Annotated in this window: 21 protein-coding genes and 1 pseudogene; 7 read left to right on the top strand and 15 right to left on the bottom strand. The window is 74.6% G+C overall.

The genetic code is table 11. From position 1 onward, the window contains the following. Positions 1 to 11: 11 nt before the first annotated feature. The 4 genes and pseudogenes from L1857_RS16975 to L1857_RS16960 all read right to left on the bottom strand — a co-directional run. Positions 12 to 1,169, bottom strand: a complete 1,158-nt coding sequence (locus L1857_RS16975) for a hypothetical protein (protein ID WP_249465572.1) — start codon at positions 1,167 to 1,169, stop codon at positions 12 to 14. Beyond that, positions 1,166 to 1,741 carry an RNA polymerase sigma factor gene (locus L1857_RS16970; protein ID WP_249465570.1) on the bottom strand — a complete coding sequence of 192 codons (576 nt, stop codon included), beginning with the start codon at positions 1,739 to 1,741 and terminating at the stop codon, positions 1,166 to 1,168. The genes L1857_RS16975 and L1857_RS16970 overlap by 4 nt, the downstream gene beginning before the upstream one ends. 91 nt (positions 1,742 to 1,832) lie before the next feature. Further along, positions 1,833 to 2,099: a DUF1876 domain-containing protein gene (locus L1857_RS16965; protein ID WP_094007091.1), complete on the bottom strand. Its 267-nt coding sequence runs from the start codon at positions 2,097 to 2,099 to the stop codon at positions 1,833 to 1,835. 241 nt (positions 2,100 to 2,340) lie between these two features. Continuing rightward, positions 2,341 to 2,775 (bottom strand): annotated as a pseudogene (locus L1857_RS16960) (Type 1 glutamine amidotransferase-like domain-containing protein); the annotation flags it as partial. A gap of 185 nt (positions 2,776 to 2,960) precedes the next feature. On the opposite strand from L1857_RS16960, the gene L1857_RS16955 reads away from it, so the two are divergent. Both L1857_RS16955 and L1857_RS16950 read left to right on the top strand, forming a co-directional pair. After that, a complete protein-coding gene (locus L1857_RS16955) occupies positions 2,961 to 3,596 on the top strand; it encodes a GntR family transcriptional regulator (RefSeq protein ID WP_198958304.1) in 636 nt (211 codons plus the stop codon). Continuing rightward, on the top strand, positions 3,593 to 4,054 hold the full coding sequence (locus L1857_RS16950; RefSeq protein ID WP_094007086.1) for an OsmC family protein: 462 nt from the start codon (positions 3,593 to 3,595) through the stop codon (positions 4,052 to 4,054). Before L1857_RS16955 ends, L1857_RS16950 begins: the two co-directional genes overlap by 4 nt. Here the strand turns inward: L1857_RS16950 and L1857_RS16945 are convergent, their stop codons facing one another. After that, the gene (locus tag L1857_RS16945; RefSeq protein ID WP_094007084.1) at positions 4,055 to 4,753 is read right to left on the bottom strand and encodes an alpha/beta fold hydrolase; all 699 of its coding nucleotides are present in this window, start codon (positions 4,751 to 4,753) and stop codon (positions 4,055 to 4,057) included. It lies immediately after the preceding gene. 87 nt (positions 4,754 to 4,840) lie between these two features. Between L1857_RS16945 and L1857_RS16940 the strand changes: the two genes are divergently transcribed. After that, positions 4,841 to 5,155, top strand: a complete 315-nt coding sequence (locus tag L1857_RS16940) for a zinc-binding dehydrogenase (protein ID WP_205413407.1) — start codon at positions 4,841 to 4,843, stop codon at positions 5,153 to 5,155. Between the two features lie 90 nt (positions 5,156 to 5,245). Here the strand turns inward: L1857_RS16940 and L1857_RS16935 are convergent, their stop codons facing one another. From L1857_RS16935 to manD, 6 genes are read right to left on the bottom strand one after another with little or no spacing between them, the layout of a single operon-like run. After that, positions 5,246 to 5,851, bottom strand: a complete 606-nt coding sequence (locus L1857_RS16935; protein WP_249465567.1) for a bifunctional 4-hydroxy-2-oxoglutarate aldolase/2-dehydro-3-deoxy-phosphogluconate aldolase — start codon at positions 5,849 to 5,851, stop codon at positions 5,246 to 5,248. Beyond that, on the bottom strand, positions 5,848 to 6,807 hold the full coding sequence (locus tag L1857_RS16930) for a sugar kinase (protein WP_116114682.1): 960 nt from the start codon (positions 6,805 to 6,807) through the stop codon (positions 5,848 to 5,850). The genes L1857_RS16935 and L1857_RS16930 overlap by 4 nt, the downstream gene beginning before the upstream one ends. Continuing rightward, the gene (locus tag L1857_RS16925) at positions 6,804 to 7,829 is read right to left on the bottom strand and encodes an L-idonate 5-dehydrogenase (protein WP_094007079.1); all 1,026 of its coding nucleotides are present in this window, start codon (positions 7,827 to 7,829) and stop codon (positions 6,804 to 6,806) included. Before L1857_RS16925 ends, L1857_RS16930 begins: the two co-directional genes overlap by 4 nt. Continuing rightward, positions 7,826 to 9,196 carry an MFS transporter gene (locus L1857_RS16920; RefSeq protein WP_094007077.1) on the bottom strand — a complete coding sequence of 457 codons (1,371 nt, stop codon included), beginning with the start codon at positions 9,194 to 9,196 and terminating at the stop codon, positions 7,826 to 7,828. Before L1857_RS16920 ends, L1857_RS16925 begins: the two co-directional genes overlap by 4 nt. A 35-nt stretch (positions 9,197 to 9,231) precedes the next feature. Beyond that, positions 9,232 to 10,632, bottom strand: coding sequence for a mannitol dehydrogenase family protein (locus tag L1857_RS16915; protein WP_249465564.1), 1,401 nt, complete (start codon positions 10,630 to 10,632; stop codon positions 9,232 to 9,234). Then, complete coding sequence (manD, locus tag L1857_RS16910; RefSeq protein WP_094007074.1) at positions 10,629 to 11,837, bottom strand: D-mannonate dehydratase ManD; 1,209 nt, start codon at positions 11,835 to 11,837, stop codon at positions 10,629 to 10,631. Before manD ends, L1857_RS16915 begins: the two co-directional genes overlap by 4 nt. Positions 11,838 to 11,930: 93 nt before the next feature. Between manD and L1857_RS16905 the strand changes: the two genes are divergently transcribed. Further along, positions 11,931 to 12,638, top strand: a complete 708-nt coding sequence (locus L1857_RS16905; RefSeq protein WP_233157381.1) for a GntR family transcriptional regulator — start codon at positions 11,931 to 11,933, stop codon at positions 12,636 to 12,638. A 224-nt stretch (positions 12,639 to 12,862) separates the two neighbouring features. Here L1857_RS16905 and L1857_RS16900 read toward each other — a convergent pair whose 3' ends face one another. Beyond that, positions 12,863 to 13,990, bottom strand: a complete 1,128-nt coding sequence (locus tag L1857_RS16900) for an ROK family transcriptional regulator (RefSeq protein ID WP_249467436.1) — start codon at positions 13,988 to 13,990, stop codon at positions 12,863 to 12,865. Positions 13,991 to 14,095: 105 nt separating this feature from the next. On the opposite strand from L1857_RS16900, the gene L1857_RS16895 reads away from it, so the two are divergent. From L1857_RS16895 to L1857_RS16885, 3 genes are all read left to right on the top strand, one after another. Next, positions 14,096 to 15,202: an ABC transporter ATP-binding protein gene (locus L1857_RS16895; protein ID WP_094007045.1), complete on the top strand. Its 1,107-nt coding sequence runs from the start codon at positions 14,096 to 14,098 to the stop codon at positions 15,200 to 15,202. 105 nt (positions 15,203 to 15,307) lie between these two features. Beyond that, positions 15,308 to 16,486: a xylose isomerase gene (gene xylA / locus L1857_RS16890; RefSeq protein WP_094007043.1), complete on the top strand. Its 1,179-nt coding sequence runs from the start codon at positions 15,308 to 15,310 to the stop codon at positions 16,484 to 16,486. Between the two features lie 49 nt (positions 16,487 to 16,535). Next, positions 16,536 to 17,735 carry an ROK family protein gene (locus tag L1857_RS16885; RefSeq protein ID WP_094007042.1) on the top strand — a complete coding sequence of 400 codons (1,200 nt, stop codon included), beginning with the start codon at positions 16,536 to 16,538 and terminating at the stop codon, positions 17,733 to 17,735. A gap of 315 nt (positions 17,736 to 18,050) precedes the next feature. On the opposite strand, the gene L1857_RS16880 is transcribed toward L1857_RS16885, so the two are convergent. The 3 genes from L1857_RS16880 to L1857_RS16870 form a co-directional block, all read right to left on the bottom strand. Continuing rightward, on the bottom strand, positions 18,051 to 19,325 hold the full coding sequence (locus L1857_RS16880) for a sigma-70 family RNA polymerase sigma factor (protein WP_116110020.1): 1,275 nt from the start codon (positions 19,323 to 19,325) through the stop codon (positions 18,051 to 18,053). Positions 19,326 to 19,429: 104 nt separating this feature from the next. Beyond that, positions 19,430 to 20,608 carry a 4-hydroxybenzoate 3-monooxygenase gene (locus L1857_RS16875; RefSeq protein WP_116110019.1) on the bottom strand — a complete coding sequence of 393 codons (1,179 nt, stop codon included), beginning with the start codon at positions 20,606 to 20,608 and terminating at the stop codon, positions 19,430 to 19,432. A gap of 426 nt (positions 20,609 to 21,034) precedes the next feature. Beyond that, positions 21,035 to 21,502 carry a DUF6292 family protein gene (locus L1857_RS16870; protein ID WP_094007037.1) on the bottom strand — a complete coding sequence of 156 codons (468 nt, stop codon included), beginning with the start codon at positions 21,500 to 21,502 and terminating at the stop codon, positions 21,035 to 21,037. Positions 21,503 to 21,538 lie beyond the last annotated feature (36 nt).

The raw sequence follows: 21,538 nt of genomic DNA, 5'->3' as shown, positions 1-21,538 counted from the left end.
CAGCTCGCCGCTCACCGAAGCGTGACCGAGCCGTTGTAGAGCGTCACGCCGCGCGCGTCCGCCACCCGCACCCACGCGTCCCCCCGCTCGGGGTACACCGGCGTCGCTCCCTGGGGCAGCCATCCGGCGAACGTCCCGTTCACGACCGGCACGGTGACCGGCTCACCGGTGCCGAAATCGGCGACCATGCTCGCGGCCGAGCGTGGCGCGATGCCCACGAACGGCACCTTCCCGCCCTGCGCGGGCACCGACAGCCGGCGCACCGGGATCGACCGGCCGACGAACGTGTCCAGCTGCAGCGTGGCCCCGGCCGGGCCGCTGACGCACGCGATGGTGTGCTCGGCGCTGCGCCCCAGCACGACCCGGTACGGCCCGTTCTCCAGCATCGCGCCGGGCTGGTAGCCGTCGGCGTCGTCGGGCGATTCGGCCAGCGCCGCCAGGCACTCGCCCAGCGCGCGGCCGGCCGGCGAGGACCGGTCGCCCGGCACGTCGACCACCGAGACCAGCGGCGCCGGCGCCGGCGGCAGCTCGACGCGCGGACCGGGACGGGCGGTCTGGCCCTCGACCGACATCCCGGCCCACAACGGGGTTGCCGGGCCGGTCCCGGTGAACGCGGTGAACACCCCGCTCGCCGGCGTGACCGGCTCGACGGTGACGCCGAGCCCGTCGGCCAGGGACAGCTCGATCCGCGGCCACAACGGGTCCGCCACCCCGGCCACCAGGCCAGTCCCGGTGCGCAGCAGCAGCCCGGTGCGGCTGCCGGGCGCGGAAGCCGGCGCGGCGCCCGGATCGGACACGGTCACCGTGGTCGCGGTGGTCTCGCAGAACACCGGTTTCCCGCCGGCGAGGTAGGACGTGACCACGTCGTCGCCGAGCGCGCGCCTGCCGGTGACCTGCCACTCGGCGCGCGGCGGGACCTGGCCGGCCCGGCCCGCCGAGGCGATCGCCGCCCAGCACCGGTCGTCCACGCCGCCGCCGGCACCGGCGACCGGCTCCGCCGGGCGGAGGAACTGGGCGCCGATCAACGCACCGCCGACCAGCAGGACCACGGCCGCGGCGGCCGCGAGGGCTCGCCCCCGGCGCGGGGCGAGCCCGGCACGCACGGTGGCGCGCATCCGCTCGCGGACCTCGGGCGGCAGTTCGCGGCGCGGGGGCAGGGCGTGGCTCATTTCTCCTCCAGCAGGGCACGGAGCCGGGCGCGGGCGCGCGACAGGTGCGCGCGCACGGTCACTTCGGCGACCTCGAGCAGGGCGGCGGCGTCACCGATCGGCAGCTCGCCGAGCAGGCACAGCTCGACGACCTGCCGTTGCGCGGCCGGAAGCGCGCGGACCGCGTCGACGATCCGCTGCAGGCGCGCCTCGCCGTCCACGCGGTCGGCGACGCCGTCGGCGTGGTCGGACTCCGGCGCCGGGCGGGGGATCCGGCGCAGCAGCCGCGACCGCCGCGCGCGGCCCCGGTGCTCGTCGCGGGCGAGGTTGCCGGCGACCGTGAACAGCCAGGGCAGGGCGCTGTCCCGCACCAGGGTGACGTCGCCGCGCTTGCGCCAGGCGGTGAGGAAGGTGCCGGAGGTGAGGTCCTCGGCGCTGGCCCAGGAACCGGTCAGCCGGTAGGCGTGGTTCCACACGGCCTGCGCGTGGCGTTCGAAGAGCGCCGTGAAGGCCTCCCGGTCACCGCCCGCGGCGCGCGCCCACAGGTCGGCGTCGCCCGGCTCCACCGACACCCCCAGTCCGGTCAGTTGCATGGTCACACCGGACAGTGGCCGGCACCGGCGCCGATGTTGTCACGGACGGGAGGGCGTCCCGCCGCAGGTCGGCTGATCGCGGGAGGCGCTGTCAGTACCGCAGGTGGGCGGGCTGGTGCGTCACTTCCTCGATGTCCCCGGCGGCCGCGTCGAGCAGGCGGTGCGCCAGATCGCTGAGCGCCCGCGCCGCGGCCAGCTCGTCGCCGATCTCCGGCACGTTGGTGTCGGCCGGGTTGAGCCGGGCCGTGCCGATCCCGACCAGGCCGGTCCGGCCGTCGGTGTGCAGTCGCGCGGTGGCGCGGGTCCGCGTCTCGTGCTCGTCGATCACGATGTCGACACGCCAGTTCTTGTCCCGCATGGCAGCCTCCCGGTGGTGCTCGTTCCACGCTGCCCCGCCCAGCCACCTGCGAAAAGGGCCGGAAGTCACCGGGTGGTTCAGTGGATCCGCGCACGTCCAGCGGGGTCTCGACCGCGCCGCCGCCGGGCCCGCGGTCCACCCGGTAGGCCCCGGCGCGGTCCCGCTCCGCCAGCGCCTCGGCCAGCTCACCGCCGCGGTAGAGCAGGCCGGCCCCGTCGTCGGTCGCGTAGCCGGGCGGCAGCGTGCCGTCCGCGATCAGCGACTGGAACAGCGGGCGCCGGGCGGGTTCGCTGTCGTGGTGCACGCCGTTGGACCACGGGAGCAGGCCCAGCCCGTTCGTCACCGGCCGCAGCTGTGGCCCGAACGAGTCGGTCGTGCCGCCGGCGTGCCAGCAGATCGAGCCGGCCGAGACGCCGGTCAGGACCACCCCGGCCTGCCACGCCTCGCGCATCACCCCGTCGAGGCCGTGCAGCCGCCACAGCGCCAGCAACCCGGCGACGCTGCCGCCCCACACCCAGATCACGTCCTGGGACAGCAGGTGCCCCGCGAGGTCGGGGATGTTCGGCATCGGCATCAGCGCCACGTGGCTGCCCGCCCACCCCTCCCGCCACGCGTTCTCGTAGAAGGCGGCGATCAGCCGGCGATCGTCGCCGCAGGCGGTGGCCAGGAAGCACACGCGCGGCGCGCGCCCGGTGACCCCGGCGAGCTCGACGGCGTACCGGGTCAGCGGGCCGACCTCCCAGTCCAGGCGGGCCGAGGCCCGGATACCGCCGGAGGTGGCGAGGATCGTCGGTTCGTCGGCAGGCACGGCTGGGATCCTACGACTGGCGCTGATTGCATTCACTGTATACAGTGCATCCCGTGACGACGATCTACGACCGCGTGCGGGAACTGATCGTCGGCGGGGTCTTCCCGCCGGGCGAGCGCCTGACCGAACTCGACCTGTCGCACCGCCTCGACGTGAGCCGCACCCCGGTGCGGGAGGCGCTGCGGCGCCTGGAGAGCGACGGCCTCGTCGAGAGCGGGCAGCGCGGGGTGATGGTGGTCCGGCTGAGCGACGGCGAACTGCGTGAGGCCTACCTCGTCCGCGCCAGCCTGGAAGCGCTTACCGCCGAGCTGGCCGCGCTGCGTCAGCGGGCGGGCGAGATCGCGCCCGCCGCACTCGCCCGGCTGACCGGCCACGCCGGCGACGCCGACCGCGCGACCCGGGACGGCGACCTGGCCACCGGGGTGCGGCACAACCGCGAGTTCCACCGCCACATCGCGGTCCTGTCCGGCAACGCGCTCGCGCTCGGCTTCCTGGACCGGGTGTGGGACCGGATCGTGGTGTCCACCCGCGACTCGCTGGCCGCGCCGAGCCGCACCGGCCAGGTCGACGACGAACACCGCCGCCTCGTCGCGGCGATCACCGCCGGCGACGGGCCGGCGGCCGCGGCCCTGGCCCGCGACCACGTCCTGAGCACCCTGTCCGCACTTCCGGGAGGAACACCGCGATGAGCAAGGAACACGGCTACCAGGTCACCGTCACCTGGAGCGGCACCACCGCCGGCGGCTACCGCGCCTACGACCGCGGCCACGACGTCACCGCCGCGGGCAAACCGCCCATCGCGGCGACCGCGGACCCGGCCTTCCTCGGCGACCCGGCCCGCTGGAACCCCGAGGAGCTGCTGGTGGCGGCGCTGTCGCAGTGCCACCTGCTGACCTACCTCGCGCTGTGCGCGCGGCACGGCATCACCGTCACCGGCTACCGGGACACCGCGACCGGCCGCATGGCCGAAACCCCGGGCGGCGGCGGGCACTTCACCGAGGTGACGCTGCACCCGGAGGTCACCATCGCCGAGGAGGCCCTGGCGGACAAGGCCGCCGAGCTGCACCACCGGGCGCACGAGCTGTGCTTCATCGCCGGCTCGGTGAACTTCCCGGTCCACCACGAACCGACGATCCACATCGGATAGTCAGGATCCCAGCGCCGCCACGATCCGCGCGCCCAGCTCGGCCGGCCTGCTGAACTGGGGCCAGTGCCCGGTCGGCAGATCGACCGGCGCCGCGTCGCGCATCGCCGCGAGTTCGCGCACGTACGGGTGGTCCGCGGCGATCAGCTCACGCACCTGCGCGGCCGGCATCGACGTGCAGATCACGGTCGCCGGGATGGCGCGGCGGCGCTCGTCGGACAGCTCGATCGGCTCGCGGGCCACCCCGACCGGCTCGGGCACGGCCTCGGCACGCATCCGGTCGCGCAGTTCGGCGGTGAGCCCGGCCAGCTCGGCCTCCTCGAACGCCGTCCAGTCCGGCAGCGGCACGTCGGCGCCGGCCGCGGGCAGGGCGTCGTTGATCGACGCGCCGCTGGCCAGCGGTCCGGCGTCGACGAAGACGATCCGCGCGACGCGATCGGGCCGGGCGTCGGCGGCCGCGTAGGCGAGCGGGCCGCCACCGGAGTGCCCGACGAGGGCCACCGGTTCGTCCTCGGCGTCGATCGCCGCGATCACGGCGCCGACGTGCTCGCGCACGCCGATCCCGGCGCGGTCGGCACCGGTCGACTCCAAGCCGGGCAGGGTCAGCGCGCGCACGGTGTGGCCGGCGGCGGTCAGCGCGGGCCCGACCTCCCGCCACGAGGACGCGCCCAACCAGAACCCGGGAACGAGGATCACGATCATGGGCCGAGCCTAGAAGGCCGGGGCTGTCCCCGATACCGATTTTGCCCGGTTCGCCCTACGGTCGCCGTACCGCCGCGGAGGCTGCCGATGAAGGCGACCGCCGGCCTGCGTGACGCCGGGAACCTCCAGGCCGGGCAGCACGTGCTGATCAACGGCGCGTCCGGCGGGGTGGGCACGTTCGCCGTGCAGATCGCGGAGGCGCTCGGCGCGACCGTCACCGCGGTGTGCAGCACACGCAACACCGGCCTGGTGGCCTCGCTCGGCGCGGACCACGTCGTCGACCGCACGCGCGAGGACTGCACCCGCGCCACGACCCGCTACGAGCTCGTGCTGGACCTCGTCGGCAACCGCGCGCTGTCCGACCTCCGCCGCGTGCCGGCGTGTTCGGCCCGATGGGGCTGATCAACGGCCCGTCCGGCGGGCACCCGCTGGAGAAGGCCGCGGACGCGATCCGCTACCGGGAAACCGAGCACGCGCGGGCGAAGGTGGTGCTCACCGTCGGACGGCGGCCGCCGCGCGTGTGGTCACCTCGTCCCAGCGGCGCTCGCGCAGCAGGGCGGGCTCGGCCATCCAGCTGCCGCTCACCGCGGGCACCACGGGCAGCGCCAGGTACTCGCCCATGGTCTCCGCGGTCACCCCGCCCGACGGCATGAACGCCACGTCGCGGAAGGGGGCGGCCAGCGCGCGGATCGCGGCCGGCCCGCCGAGCAGCCCGGCCGGGAAGAACTTCACCTCGTCCAGCCCGAGCGCGGTCACCGCCATCAGATCGGTCGCCGTCGCCACGCCGGGCAGCGCCGGGACGCCCTGCTCGGCCGCGCGGCCGAGCACGTCCGCCGACACGCCCGGGCTGACCACGAACCGCGCGCCCGCCTCGACCGCCGCGTCCACCTGAGACGGCAGCAGCACGGATCCCGCGCCCACCAGCAGATCCGGCAGGGCCGACAGGCGCCGGATGCCCGGCAGGCCCGCCGGCGTGCGCAGGGTGATCTCGACGACGTCGATGCCCCCGGCCAGCAACGCTTCCCCGAGCGGCACCGCCTGATCCGGCTCGTCCAGCACCACCACGGGCACGACCGGGCATCGCGACAGCAGGCTCATCGGACCACCTCCACCGGCTCCGTGGCTCCCAGTTCGTCCCGTGCGGGCAGTCCCTCCCAGTCGCCGGGCACCCGGCACACCGCCGCACCGGCCGCGTTGCCGAGCCGCAGGCACCCGGGCACCGGCTCGCCCGACACCAGCCCGCACAGGTATCCGGCCACGAACGCGTCACCCGCGCCGACCGGGTCGACGACGGTCACCGGCACCGCCTCGGCCCGGTGCACCTCACCGCCGTGCAGGGCCACCGACCCCAGCGCGCCGAGCTTGACCACCACCGTGCGCGGCCCGGTCTTCGCCAGCTCCCGCGCCAGATCCTCGCCCAGCTCGAACGACGGCTCGCCGGGCAGGTCGCGGCCGAGCAGCAGCGCCGCCTCCGCCGGCCCGGCGAACACCACGTCCGCGGCGGCGGCCAGCCGGGCGAGCACCGGCCCGGCCTCCGCGGGCGGCCAGAGCGTCGCGCGGTGGTTGACGTCGAACGACACCAGCGTTCCCGCCGCTCGCGCCAGCCCGATGACGTGGTCCAGTGTCTTCCGCGGCCCCGGGCCGAGCGCCGCGGTGATGCCCGTCAGGTGCACGACGTCGGCCTGCTCGACGACCGAGGCCTCGATGTCCGACGGGGACAGTCGCGACGCGGCACTGCCCCGCCGGTAGTAGCGCACGCGCCACGGTTTCCCGCCACGCATCTCCTTGACCATCAGCCCGGTCGGCGCCGCGGGGTCGGCCGCGGCGAGCACCCGCACGCCCTCGCCGCGGATCTCGCGGGTCACCAGTGCGCCGAACGCGTCGTCGCCGACGCGGCTGATCCACGTCGCGGGCACGCCCAGCCGCGCCAGCCCGATGGCCACATTGGACTCCGCTCCCCCGATGCCCACCGGCAGCGCCGAGCCGCCGGTCACCCGGCCCCAGGCCGGGGTGGACAGCAGGGCCATCGTCTCGCCCAGCGTCACGACCGTCATGAGCCACCCAATCGCAGCAGGACCTTGCTGCTGTCCCGGCCGGCCGCGACCGCCAGCGCCTCCCCCGCCTGGTCCAGGTCGAAGGTGTGCGTGATCAGCGGCGACACGTCCAGCCCTTCACCGAGGGCACGCACCGCGTCGGTGATCTCGTCGACGAACCGGTACGAGCCGATCCAGGTGATCTCGCGGGTCACCAGGTCGCCGAGCACCGCGGTGGCCGGTTCCCCGGGCAGGTTCCCGACCTGCACGAGCGTGCCGCCGCGCGCGGTCGCCCGCAGCGCGCCGCCCAGCGCCCCGGGCGCACCGGAGGCTTCGAACACCAGCTCCACGTCCCCGGGCAGGGCGTCCCCGGCGGCGAGGTCGACCACCTGATCGGCCCCGAGCCGCCGCGCGATCGCCAGTGCCGAGGGCGCCAGATCGGCCGCGATCACCGTCGCCGCGCCGCGGTGCTTCGCGGCCGCCGCGACCAGGCACCCGATCGGCCCGGCGCCGTTGACCAGCACCGTGCGGCCGGTGACGTCGCCGGCGCGGTGGACCGCGTGCAGCGCCACGGCCAGCGGTTCGGCCAGCGCGCCCTGCCGGGTGCTCACCCCGTCCGGCAGCGGCCGCAGCTGGTCCGCGCGCACGGCCCGCAGCTCACTGAACCCGCCGTCGGTGTGCGGGTGGAACGCCGCGGAGCCGAAGTACCGCACGCGCGGCAGCAGGTTGGTGCGCCCGGCGATCCGCGCGGGCAGCGTGGTGTCGCCGACCGGCTCGGCCGGGTGCACGGTCACCGGCTGCCCGGGCTCGACCCCGGTCACCCCGGGGCCGAGCGCGGCGACCCGCCCGGCGACCTCGTGCCCGAGCACCAGCGGGTGCTCGAGCACGGCCGTCCCGGAGGCGCCGTGCCGCCAGTAGGCCACGTCGGAGCCGCAGATGCCGCCCCACTCCATCGCGACCAGCACCTCACCCGGGCCGGGCACCGGGTCCGGCCGGGTGTCGATCCGGACGTCCCCCGGGCCGTGCACGACGGCTGCTCTCATGCGGCGTCCTCCAGACGGACCAGGTCACGCCCGCGGGTCTCCGGCGCGAGGTAGGCGGAGACGAACGTGATCAGCGAGTAGGCGACGAGCATCGCCGCGATGGGCCACCAGTGACCGGTCACGGCGGTCAGCGACGCGGCCAGCACCGGGCCGATCGCGGTGGCGAGGATGCCGCCGATCTCCTTGGCGACGGCGAGCTGGGTGAAGCGGGTGCGCGACCCGAACAGCTCCGCCATGGTCACGCTCTCCAGCGAGAACAAGCCCAGCACACCCACGTTGAGGCCGACGATCATCGCGACGGTCAGCGCGGCCGTGCCGCCGCCTGCGATGGTCACCATCATCGGCGCGGCGATCACCACGGTCAGCAGCGACAGTCCCAGGTAGACCGGGCGCCGGCCGAACCGGTCACCCAGCAGGCCCACCACGGGGATGGTGACGAACCCGAGCAGCGAGCCGTAGACGATCGCCGCGGTCGGCACCGACTTGCTGACGGCCAGCTCGGTGGCGATGTAGCCGACCAGGAACGTCTGCACCAGACCGGAGTTGCCGGCCTGCCCGAACCGCAGCCCCAGCGCCAGCAGGAACGACTTGCCCTTGCGCTGCTTGAGACCGGCCTCGATGGTGCTCTCGCCGGACTCCTCGATCTCCTTGCGGGACAATGCGACCCCGTCGACGACGTCGGGCCGCTCCTCGAACACCGGGCTCTCCTTGAGGTTGGCCCGGATCCACACGCCGAGGATCAGCAGCACGAAGCTCAGCAGGAACGGCAGGCGCCAGCCCCAGCTCAGCAGCTGCTCGTCGGAGAGCACCGCGAGCAGCACGGCCCACAGGCCGGACGCGGCCAGCGTGCCGGAGTTGGTGCCCAGCGACACCAGCGACGCGATCAGCCCGCGGCGCTTGACCGGCGCGTACTCGGCGAGCATCACGGTCGCCCCGGCGATCTCCGCGCCCGCGCCGAAGCCCTGGACCAGCCGCAGCGCGACCAGCAGGATCGGGGCGGCGAGACCGATCATCGAGTACGGCGGCAGCACCCCGATCAGCGTCGTGGAGACCCCCATCAGCGCGATCGTGACGAACAGCACCTTCTTGCGGCCGATCCGGTCGCCCATCCGTCCGAAGTAGACCGCTCCGGCCAGCCGCGCGACGTAGCCGACGCCGTAGGTCGCCATCGCCGCGATCAGGCCGATGGCCGGGCTCACGTTGGGGAAGAAGATCTTGTTGAACACGATCGCGGCGGCCAGCGAGTACAGCTGGAAGTCCATGAACTCCATGGCCGTGCCGAGCCAGCCGGACATGGCGGCCCGGCTCAGGTCCCGGGTGGTGCGGGTCACGGCCCCTCCCGGCGCCGTCTGGGTGCTGTCGGTCATCGTGCGCTCCTTTGCTTCACGTGTGTGGCGGCGGTCTACGGTTCGATCCGCCCGGCCTCGACCTCGGGCAGGCGCGCCGCGATCGAGGCCACCAGTGCCGGGTCACCCGCCAGGTCGGCGCCGCCGACCGCGGTGAGCAGCCGGGCGACCGCCGTCGCCGCGTCCGGCGCTCCGTCCCAGCACGCGGCGAGGGTGTCCGCCGCGGGATCGGTGGTGCCGAAGCCGGCGCGGGTCGCGTGCGCCCACGCCGCCAGGGCCAGGGCCAGCACCGGTCCGGCGCCGCCCCGCTCCCGCAGCACGGGCAGCCAGCGTTCGGCGATCTTCAGCGAGCCGTCCGAGCCGATCTGCCGCAGCCGGTGGCCGATCGCGGGATCGGCGAACCGGCCGACCAGGGCGTCGACGTAGGCGGGCACGTCCAGGTCCGAGGCGGGCAGGGTCGGCGCGACCTCCGCCGTGAAGCCACGCACCATCCTCTCACCCCACCCGGTGGCGAGAACGTCGGCGACCGTCCGGCAGCCGGCGGCCAGGCCGAGGTAGGCCAGCGCGGAGTGGGAGCCGTTGAGCAGCCGCAGTTTCATCAGCTGGTGGGGCGCCACGTCCGGGACGAACCGGGCGCCGCCGGCCTCCCACGGCGGGCGCGGCGCGGCGAAGGTGTCTTCGAGCACCCACTGCCGGTAGGGCTCCGCCGCGACGGCCATCTCGTCGCGCACGCCGAGGGCGGCTTCCGCGGCGGCCTTGCCGGCCTCGGTGACCGCCGGGACGATGCGGTCGACCACCGTGGACGGGAAGGCGACCGCGGCGCGCAGCCAGTCCTGGACGGCGTCGCGGTCCGGCCAGTCCGACGCCGCGACGAAACCGGTGACCACGTCCGCCAGCGCGGCGCCGTTGCCGGCCGCGTTGTCGCAGGACACCACGCTGATCGGCGCGCGGGTGCCGCGGAAGCGGTTCGCCAGCGAGGTCGCCAGGCGGCCGATCACCGTGCGCGGCGGGCGGCCCGCGAGGTCGGCGGCGATCTCCGGGTGCGTGGTGTCGAGGCGGCCGGTGGCGGGGTCGCGGAAGTAGCCCTTCTCGGTGACGGTCAGGGTCACGACGGTCACCTCCGGCGAGGTGAGCAGCTGGTCGGCCCGCTCGGCGTCCGGCACCATCCGCAGCGCCTCGACGATCGAGCCGACCACGCGGGTCTCGCGGTCGGTGACCGAGAACAGGCAGTCCTGGGCACGCAGGCCCTCGACCGGCTCCGGGGACCGCGGGTTGACCGCGGCGATGCCCCACGGCTGCCCGGACGCCGCCGCGGCGGCTTCGGTGTAGACGGCCTGGTGGGCGCGGTGGAAGGCGCCGAGTCCGAAGTGGACGACCTGCGCCGCGAGCTCGCGCGGGTCGGTCTTCGGACGGTTCTCCGGACTCAGGGCGTCCAGTGCGGACAGATCGAGCCTCACCAGTCGTGCACCGAACCGTCGAGGCGGCGCGCCACCGGCAGGTAGCGCGGCTCGTAGGGGAACTTCTCGGCGGCCTTCTCGTCGTACTCCACACCCAGGCCGGGCTCCTCGGAGGGGTGCAGCATCCCGTCGGCGAGGGTGACCCCGCTGCGGAACACCTCGCCGGTCTCCGGGACGTGCGGCATGTACTCCTGGATGCCGAAGTTCGGCACGGCGATGTCGACGTGCACGGCGGCGGCGAGCGTGACCGGCGAGAGGTCGGTGGCGCCGTGCGAGCCGGTGCGCACCTGGTAGAGCGCGGCGAGGTCGAAGATGCGGCGCAGGTGCGTGATGCCGCCCGCGTGCACGACGGTGGTGCGCACGTAGTCGATGAGCTGCTCGGTGATCAGGTGCTGAACGTCCCAGATGGACGAGAGGTTCTCCCCGACCGCGACCGGCGTGGTGGTGTGCTGCCGGATCAGGCGGAAGGCCTCCTGGTTCTCGGCGGGGGTCGGGTCCTCCATCCAGAACAGGCGGCAGTCCTCGACGCGCTTGCCGAACCGGGCGGCCTCGATCGGGGTGAGGCGGTGGTGGACGTCGTGCAGCAGGTGGAAGCCGAAACCGAACTTCTCGCGGACGGCTTCCAGGTAGGCGGGCGCGAAATCCAGGTAGGCCTCGGTGGACCACGGCTGCTCGTCGGGCAGCGCGGTGGCGGCGGGTTCGTAGACCACACCCTTGCGCACGCCGTAGCTGCCGCCGATGCCGGGCACAGCGGCCTGGGCGCGGATGGCGTGGTAGCCCTGCTCGCGGAAGCGGGCGACGTCGTCGAGCAGCTCCGCGACGTCGGAGCCGCTGGCATGCGAGTAGACCAGCACGCCGTCGCGGGAGCGGCCGCCGAGCAGCTGGTAGACCGGCAGGCCGGCGACCTTGCCCTTGATGTCCCACAGCGCGGTGTCCACGGCGGCGATCGCGGTCATCGTCACCGGGCCGCGGCGCCAGTACGCGCCCCGGTAGAGGTACTGCCACACGTCCTCGATGCGCGCCGGGTCGCGGCCGATGAGCAGCGGCGCGACGTGATCGCGCAGGTAGCCGGCGACGGCCAGCTCGCGGCCGTTGAGGGTCGCGTCGCCCAGGCCGGTCACGCCGTCGGAGGTGGTCAGGCGCAGGGTGACGAAGTTGCGGCCCGGCGAGGCCACGAACACCTCGGCCCGCTCGATCGTGCTCACGTTCGCTCCTTCTGTGTGGCAGTACTTGTATACAAGCATCTGTCGTGCAGAGCGTCAACTAGTCGGGCAGCCTTGTCGGCTAGTGTCGGTGTGGTGACCGGACGAGGACGCACGAACCGGCGGGTCGTGTACGAGACGCTGCGGCGGAAGGTGCTGACGCTGGAGCTGGCGCCGGGGGCGGCGTTGTCGGAGAACGAGCTGGCCGCGGCGCTGGGGGTGAGCCGGACGCCGGTGCGGGAGAGCCTGATCCTGCTCGCCGAGGAGGGCCTGGTGCAGGTGTTCCCGCAGGTCGGTTCGTTCGTGTCGCGGGTGGACATGCAGCGGGTGGCGGACGCGCAGTTCCTGCGGGAGGCGGTCGAGCTGGCGGCGCTGGAGGACTTGCCGGAGAGCCCGGACGCGGCCGTGGTGGCCGCGCTGGAGGCGAACCTGGCGCGGCAGCGGGAGCCCGGCATCGACCTGGAGGAGTTCTTCGCGCTGGACGAGGAGTTCCACCGGGGGCTGCTGGAGCTGAGCGGACACGACCGCGCCTGGCCGACGGTCGTGTCGGCGAAGGGACACCTCGACCGGGCCCGCCGGCTGGGTCTCTACGAGGCGAACACCCCGGAGGTCTTCGCGGGCCAGCACGGGGAGATCCTGAGGGCCGTGGTGGACCACGACGTGCCCCTCGCCAGGGACACCATGCGCACCCACCTGCGCGAGGTCTTCGCCGACATCGAACGCATCCGGGCCCGCAAGCCCGAGCTGTTCGCGTCGAACTCCGGATCCACCCCGGTGCGGCGGAACGTGGTGGTCTGGGAGTAGGGCGGACGGTTCGGCACCCGCGAGAGCGGGCACGTCCCGCCTCGGGCGCGTTCACCGCTCGCGGGGTGCTCGCCGCGGGGTGTCCGCACTCGGGGCGGGTTCGCGACTCCCCGCGGCATGTTTGCCGCTCCCCGCGGGTGTTCGCCGCGCCCCGCGGAGTGGCGTGTGTCCCTTCGCGCGCCGGGTCCGTCCTTGCCGTGACGAAGCGCTCTTCGCGCCGTGGCTCAGCCCTCGATCCAGGCCAGCGGATCCGCCACCACCCGCGCGATCACACTGCCCGCCGCACCGCGTAGTGCTGCGTCCGCTCCCAGCTTCGCGGGGCGCAGCGTCAGCCCCGGCGCCAGCCGCTCCACCACGCGCCGCCGGAACGGCTCGCCGAAGGCTGCCAGTCGTCCGCCCAGCACGATCGTCTCCGGGGCGAGCAGCGCGCGCACCCCCACCAGCGCGTCGGCCAGGGCCTCGGCCGCCCGGTCCAGCGCCCGCAGCGCCCCCGGGTCCCCCGCACGCACCCGCGCGACCAGCGGTTCCTCCACCCCGGCCGCCTCCGCCACCCCCGCCGCCGAAGCCATTCCGGCGCGGCCCGCGTACAGCTCCAGGCACCCCCGCCCCCCGCACGGGCACGGCTCGCCCCGGCGCCGCACCGGCACGTGCCCCAGATCGCCGGCCAGCTCCGCCGCCGGGTTCAGCGGCGCCAGCCCGATCACCTCCTCACCACCCAGGTACAGCCAGTCCCGCGCCGCCCCGGCCTGGTACTCCGCCAGCGCCGCGCACGCCACCTCCCCGGCCACCACCACGTCCAGCCCGTGCAGGTCCAGCGCCCGCAACTCCCCCGCCACCAGCGCCCGCACGTCGACCCCGCGCCACCCCAGCGGCAACGCCGACACCAGCCCGCCCGAGACCAGCCCCCCGACCGCGACCCCGACCCCCGCCACCAGCCGCCCGGCCGTCGTCGCCTCGTCGAACAGCCGCCGCAGCACCGGCCGCGACGCGCGCACCCCGTCGGCCGCGTCCGCCCCGGCCACGTCGAACCGCCGCAGCTGCCGCGCGAGCGGCCGCCCGGACAAGTCCAGGATCACCCCCGCGATGTGCCCGGAGGCGAACTGCAGGCCCAGCGCCACCGGCCCGTACGGATCCAGCACCAGCCGCCCCGCCGGACGCCCCGGCGCCCGGCCCGGTTCCGGCCCCAGGTCCCGCACCAGCTCCGCCCCGGTCAGCTCCGCGACCAGGCTGGACACCGTCGCCTTCGTCAGCCCGGTCCGCTGCGCCAGCTCGACCCGCGACACCGGCGCGTCCCGCGCGATCAGCTCCATGACCAGGGCGACGTTGTGCCGCCGCATCGCCTGCGCACCCATCGCCTCCACATTCGTCAGTTTAGTGAATTGACGAACTCTGGTCACCGGGCCCGGCGCCCGGATAGACAGGCGGGGACAACGACGTGACGCGAAAGGGCGGTCCCCATGGCTGAGGTCAGCTACCGGCAGGCGTCGCGGCTCTACCCCGGCAACCCGCCGGTCCGGGCCGTGGACAGCCTCGATCTCGACATCGCCGACGGCGAGTTCCTCGTGCTGGTGGGGCCGTCGGGCTCGGGCAAGTCGACCGCACTGCGCATGCTCGCCGGTTTGGAGGACGTCGACGAGGGCGCCATCCACATCGACGGCAGGGACGTGACCGCGGTGCCGCCGAAGGACCGCGACATCGCGATGGTGTTCCAGTCCTACGCGCTCTACCCGCACATGACGGTCGCGGAGAACATGGGCTTCGCGCTCAAGCTCAAGCGCGTGTCCAAGGCCAAGATCGCCGAGCGGGTGCGCGAGGCCGCCGCCCTGCTCGACCTGACCCCGTACCTGGACCGCAAGCCGAAAGCGCTTTCCGGCGGCCAGCGCCAGCGCGTCGCCATGGGCCGCGCCATCGTGCGCGAGCCGGCCGTGTTCCTGATGGACGAGCCACTGTCCAACCTGGACGCCAAGCTGCGCGTGGAGACCCGCGCGAACATCGCCGCGCTGCAGAAGCGCCTGGGCACCACGACCATCTACGTGACCCACGACCAGGTCGAGGCCATGACGATGGGCCACCGGGTCGCGGTGCTCAAGGACGGCAAGCTCCAGCAGTGCGACACCCCGCGCAACCTCTACGAGCGCCCGCGCAACGCGTTCGTGGCCGGGTTCATCGGCTCGCCGGCGATGAACCTCAAGACCGTCGCCCTCACCCCGGACGGCGCGCAGCTCGACGGGCTGACCGTGCCGCTCCCCCGCGCGACGCTGGCGGCCGCGCGGTCGGCCGGCGTGGAGTCGGTGACGCTGGGCCTGCGGCCGGAGTCGCTGCGGCTGGCCGGCGCGGGCGAGCAGGCGGCGAAGCTGACCGTCGAGCTGGTCGAGGAGCTGGGCGCCGACGCCTACATCCACGGCGGCGTGAAGATCGGCGACCGCGTCGAGCGGTTCGTGGTGCGCGCCGAGGGCCGCCGCCCGCCGCAGCTGGGCGAGACCGTGCAGATCGCGGTCGGCGAGGCCGAAGAGGTGCACGCCTTCCACCCGGAGACGGGTGAGCGGCTGCCGTCGGCCGACTGACACCGGACACCACGAGGGGCCGGGCGGCATCCGCCGCCCGGCCCCTTGACTGTGTGCGCACCCGGAAATAAGTTACCCCGGAAAACAAAACCCGGAGGAGCTGCGATGGTGCGCCAACCGACCCCTGAGGACAAGTTCTCGTTCGGCCTGTGGACCGTGGGCTGGACCGGCACGGACCCCTTCGGCGGCCCGAGCCGCCCGGCGCTGGACCCGTGGGAGTACTCCGACAAGCTCGCCGAGCTGGGCGCGTGGGGCATCAGCTTCCACGACAACGACGTCTTCCCGTTCGACGCCGACCTGGCCACCAAGCAGCGCCTCACCGGCCGCCTCAAGGACGCCGCGGACAAGGCCGGCCTGGTGATCGAGATGGTCACCACCAACACCTTCAGCCACCCGGTGTTCAAGGACGGCGGGCTGACCTCCAACGACCGCGCCGTGCGCCGCTTCGGCCTGCGCAAGGTGCTGCAGGCGGTCGACATCGCCGCCGGGATGGGGGCGAGCACGTTCGTCATGTGGGGCGGCCGCGAGGGCTCCGAGTACGACGGTTCGAAGGACCTGCACGCGGCGTTCGAGCGCTACAAGGAGGGCCTGGACACCGTCGCCGGCTACATCAAGTCGCAGGGCTACGGCCTGCGGATCGGCCTGGAGCCCAAGCCGAACGAGCCACGCGGCGACATCTTCCTGCCCACCGTCGGTCACGCGCTCGCGCTGATCGCCGAGCTGGAGCACGGCGACATCGTCGGTCTCAACCCGGAGACCGGGCACGAGCAGATGGCCGGCCTCAACTACACGCACGCGCTGGGCCAGGCGCTGTGGAGCGGCAAGCTGTTCCACATCGACCTCAACGGCCAGCGCGGCCTGAAGTACGACCAGGACCTGGTGTTCGGCCACGGCGACCTGATCTCCGCGTTCTTCACCGTCGACCTGCTGGAGAACGGCTTCCCCGGCTCCTCGGGCGCGCCCCGCTACACCGGCCCGCGGCACTTCGACTACAAGCCCTCGCGCACCGAGTACCTGGACGGGATCTGGGACTCGGCGCGGGCGTGCATGGCGACCTACCTGATGCTGGCGGAGAAGGCGAAGGCGTTCCGCGAGGACCCGCGGGTACGCGAGGCGTGGGACCGGGCCGGGATCCTCGAGCTGTCCGAGCCGACGCTGGGCGCGGGCGAGTCGGTGGCGGACTTCCTGGCCGCCGACGACGGCTTCGACCCGGAGAAGGCCGCCCAGCGCGACTACGGGTTCGTCCAGCTGCAGCAGCTCGCGCTCGAGCACCTCATCGGGTGAATTCGTCCATCCGCTGGACGAATTCGGCGCTCCGGTTAGGATCGCCGGCGTGACCGCCCTCGATCAGCGAACCAGCGCGCGCCAGTCCAGCCTCCGGGCGAGCAACCTGGCGCTGGTGGCGCGCACGGTGTGCGCGTCGGCGCGGCCGTTGTCGCGGGCGGACGTGGCGGCGGCGACCTCGATGACCCGCACCACCGCGACCCGGCTGGCCGACGAGCTGGTCGCGGGCGGGGTCCTCGGCGAGATCGAGCCGGACGGCGGCGGCAGGCGCGGCCGTCCGGCCACTCCCCTGGTGCCCGGGTCGCGGCTGGCCGCGGCCGGGCTGCAGGTCAACGCCGGGTTCCTGGCGGTGCGGGTGGTCGACCTGCGGGGCCGGGTCGTCGCCGAGTCGCTGGAGTACGCCGACCTGGTGGAAAGCGATCCGGCGGCGACGCTGGACCGGCTGGGTGCGTTGTCGGCGCGGGTGCTGAGCGGGTTGCCCGAGGGGTTGCGGCTGGTCGGGGCGGGACTGGCGCTGCCCGGCATCGTCGCGGCCGCGACCGGGACGCTGCTGCGCGCGCCGAACCTCGGCTGGTCCGACGTGCGCCCGGCCGAGCTGCTGGACCCGGCCGCGGTGGCGGGGCTGCCGCTGCGGGTGGGCAACGAGGCCAGCCTCGCGGCCCGCACGGTCGCCGAGGTCGCGCCCGGACGGCCGGGGCCGTTTCCGGATTTCGTGTACCTGTCGGGCGAGATCGGCATCGGCGGCGCGGCGGTCGTCGGCGGCGAGGTGATGGCGGGGCGGCACGGGTGGGCCGGCGAGATCGGGCACGTGTGCGCCGACCCGGACGGCCCGGCGTGCCGGTGCGGGTCGACGGGGTGCCTGGAGACCTACGCGGGCCGGGACGCGCTGCTCGCCGCCGCCGGTCTGACGCCCGCGTCGACCCCGGCGCACCTCGCGGAACTGGCCGCCTCCGGCGACGGGCGGGCGCGGGAGGCGGTGACGGCGGCGGCGCGGGCGCTCGGGGTGGCGCTGGCCGGAGTGATCAACGTGCTGGACATCCCGACGGTGGTGCTCGGCGGGCATCTGGCGCAGGTGGCGGACCTGCTGCGGCCGGAGCTGGAGAGCCACCTGCGGGAGCGGGTGCTGTCGGCGCGGTGGACCCCGCCGGCGATCCACGCGGCGAAGAACACCCCCGCCCCCGGCGCGACGGGTGCCGCGTACCGCGAACTGACGGCGGTCCTGGCCGACCCGGCGCGCTGGCTGCCCTGACCGCCGGCTCCGGGCCCTGGCCGAGCCGCCTGGTCAATGCCGGGCCGGTCCTGCCGGCATGGCCGGCCGGCTCAGCTGACCACCAGCCAACCTGCCGGGTCGGTCCTGCCGGGAGACAGCGGCCGGCGGCGGGCTCCCGGCCCGGTGCCCGCTCTGGGATGCCCGGCGACAGCGGCTGGCTTTCCGGCCTGGGCCGCCCCGGATGCCCGGGGATGCCGGCCGGCAGCGCGCTCTGCGCCCATCCCGGATGCCCGGAGACAGCGGCTGGCCCTCGGCCCGGGCCCCCGCCCATCCGCCGCCGAGGGACGCGCGCTGTCACTTCGGTGACGGGCCCTGCGCCTTCTCGGGAGGCGGCTTGGGCTCGGGGGACTTGCGGGCTTTCGGTGACTTGGGGGCGGTGGCCTTGGCCCGGCCCGGTGCGCTCTTCGCGGCACTGTTGCCCCTCGCCGCGCTGTTGCCCTGCGCGGCACTGTTGCCCTTCGCCACGCCGTTGTCCCGCGCCGCGCCGTTGCCCTTCACTGCGCCGTCGTCCTTCACCGCGCCGGTGCGTTTCTCCCCGCTGTTGCCCTTCGCCGCCCCCTTGTCCGGCGCGGTGCTGCCCCTCGCGGCCGTGTCCCGTGCCGGGCCGGTGCGGTTCTCCTCCCGGGCTTCCGGCGTGGCGCCGTCCGGGACCGGCTCGGCGGGGCGCGACGCGGCCGGCGCCGCCAGGACCTGCGGCGGAGCGGACCGATCGGGAACGACCGCGGGCCCGGCGACCGCGACCGCGGCCAGCGTCACCGCCGCGGCCATCTTCGAGATCACCCCGCCCCCGGCGGCCACCGACGCCGTCGGCGCCCCGCCGCCCAGCAGCCGCCCGAACAGCGGCACCAGCGCCAGCACGGGCAACCCGCCGTTGACGGTTTCCAGCACGTCGGCCACCCGGTGGCATTTCGGGCAGTCCGCCAGGTGCGCCGACACCGCCCGGCCCTGCCGCGCGGTCACCTTGCCGCGCGTCCACGCACCCAGCCGCCGCCGCACCGTGCGGCAGTCCTCGACACCCGCCGCGGGCACGTGGGCCTGCAGGAACGCCTGCCGCAACCCCTCACGGGCCCGCACCGCCAGCGCGGCCACCCCGTTGGCGGTCATGCCCAGCTCACCGGCCAGCGTCGCGGGCCGGGTGCCCAGCATCTCGGTGTGCCAGAGCACGTACCGCCACCGCGGGGGCAGCGTCTCGAACGCCGACCGCGCGACCTCGCCGGTCAGCCGGTCGATCACGATCTCCTCGACGCCGGGCGCGCCCTCGTCACGGGTGGCGGTCCACGGGTCGCACCGCTCGCGGCGGCGGCCCCAGTCCATCGCCAGGTTCCGCAGCGTCACCAGCAGGTAGGGCCGGAACCGCTCGGCCGGGCCGGCGCCGTCGCGGATCGCCACGAGCACCCGCAGGAAGGATTCGGCCACCAGGTCGTCGACCTCGGACCGGTCCCGCCACATCATCGACGCCACCCGCCGCGCGGCCGGCAGGTGCCGCCGGAAGAGGCGGTCGTAGGCGAGCAGGTCGCCCGCGCGGACCGCCTCGATCAGGTCGGCGTCGACGTCCGTGTCCCCCGCCATGGTCCTCCTCGTCACCCCGGGCGCCTCTGCCCGGGGAGACTCCGCAGTCGCGAGTTTCGTTACGGCGCAGCCTGCCACGCCGGCTGGATCACGTACAGCGATGATCAGAAATCCGCGGCCTTGCCGATGTAGATCTCGGCGAACGAGGCCGCCGCGGCCGGCGACCCGAGCAGACGCCGCAGGCGGGCCTGGCCCAGCCGGGCGCGGAACGGGTCGGCGGGCGGGTCGAGCGTCGAGCTGTGGAAGACGTCCGACAGCCACTGCGAGAACTCCTGGTACTGCCACACCCGGGCCAGGCAGGTGTCCGAGTAGCGCTCCAGCGGGCCGTCGTCGCCGCCGTAGTGGGCGGCGATCGCCTCGGCCAGGTGGAAGGCGTCGTGCAGGGCGAGGTTGAGGCCCTTCGCCGCGATCGGCGCGACCAGGTGCGCCGACTCGCCGGCCAGGAACAGCCTGCCGCGGGACATCCGCTCGATGACGTAGTTGTGCATGTCGAGGACGCGCTTTTCGATCAGCTCGCCCTCGGTCAGCGGCCCGTCCGGCACCCCCAGCCGCTGGTGCAGCTCGGACCAGACGCGCTCGTGCGGCCAGTTGTCCGCCGAGTCGCCGGGCGGGCACTGCAGGTAGAAGCGGGTGACGGTGGCGGTGCGCGCCATGTGCGCGGCGAACCCGCGCGGGTGGATGCCGAACAGGACGCCGTCGGCGCTGGGCGGCGCCTCGGCGAGCAGCGCCAGCCAGCCGATGCCGTAGTCGTGGGTCAGCAGGTGACCGTCGAGGTGACGCCGCGTGACGCCCTGGGCGCCGTCGCAGCCCGCGATGAAGTCGCAGCCGAGGCGGCGGGCGGTGCCGCCGGCGTCGGTGAAGGTGACCGACGGGGTCGACGAGTCGACGTCGTGCAGGGCGACGTCCCGGACCCCGAACTCGAGAGCGCCACCGTTGTCGGCGTACTGGGCGACGAGGTCGGTGACGAGGAGCTGCTGCGGGTAGACGAAGTGCCGCTGCCCGGCCCACCGCTCGTAGGAGAAGGGGTGGCGGCGGTTTTCGAACCGGAACTCGAAGCGGCCCTGGCTGGGGGCGGTGGACAGGAGGTTGCCGGCCAGGCCGCGGTCGTCGAGCGCGCGGACCGCCCACTCCTCGATGAACCCGGCGCGCGGGCGGGCCTCGATGAACGCGCGGGTCTGCTCCTCCAGCAGCACGCAGCCGATTCCCCGGTCCCGCAACACGTTGGCGAGGGCGAGCCCGGCGGGCCCGGCCCCCACGACGACGACCCCGGTGCGCGCAACCACGATTCCTCCCCAGGTGGTGCGATTGCGGCAGTTTGCCCGAAATCGCCCAGTGCCGCAACGGTTCCCGTGGCCACCGGTGATCACGCGGAGCCGGACAGTGCTGGCGGCGGTGGCGACCGCGGGGCGCGGCCGGGGCGGGCGCAACGGCGCCCGGCGCGACAGCGCCGAGGCGGTCAGTGGCACGAGCGCCGCCAGGGGCGATCTCACCGGCACCCGGTCAGGGCCGCGTAGGCAGACCGCAGCAGCAGCCCTCACCTGCGACAACTCGCGGCGGTCTCCCGAACGGGAGCCGGCCGTCAGCGCGCCGGCCCGCGGCGAACCTGCCACCCAGGCCACCAATCTCCCCAGCGGGAACCGGCCATCAGCGCGCCAGCCAGCGGCGAACCTGCCGCCCAGGCCACCAATCTCCCCTGCGGGAGCCGGCCGTCAGCGCGCCGGCCGGCGGCGAGCCTGCTCCACCGGCCGCCCGGGCCTCTCGGTGGGCCTCTCCTGGTACGGGATCGCGTAGGTCGCCAGGTGCTGGCGGACCTTGGCGCCGTCGGTGGTGCCCGCGGGCGCCGCGTCGGGGGCGCGTCCGGCGAAGACCTCGTCCACGAACCGGGCGACCTCGGGCGGCGGCGGCAGCAGCTCGGCGCCCAGGTAGCGCACCACGCTCAGCTCGTGCCCGGCCGTGGTCTCGATCGCCACCGCCCAGCCGTCGTGCTCGTTCCACACCAGGGCCGTGTCCTGGCCGGGGTGGTCCGGCAGCCGGTCGTCCAGCGCGAGGTAGGCGTAGGCCGGCGGCGGGTCCAGGTGGGCGTAGTAGGCCTCGCCGCTGCAGCCCAGTTCCTCGGCGACCGCGCTGACGTACCGGCGCAGCCCGGAGGCCGCCGCGTGCTCGTATTCCAGATGCATCTCACGCCCCGTTGAGTGAGTAGTCCGCCTGGGGCG

This window comes from Amycolatopsis thermalba (genome assembly GCF_023376025.1).
Lineage (GTDB): Bacteria > Actinomycetota > Actinomycetes > Mycobacteriales > Pseudonocardiaceae > Amycolatopsis_E > Amycolatopsis_E thermalba.
Note: the sequence above shows the minus strand (reverse complement) of the source record. Positions and strands in the feature narration are given on the sequence as shown.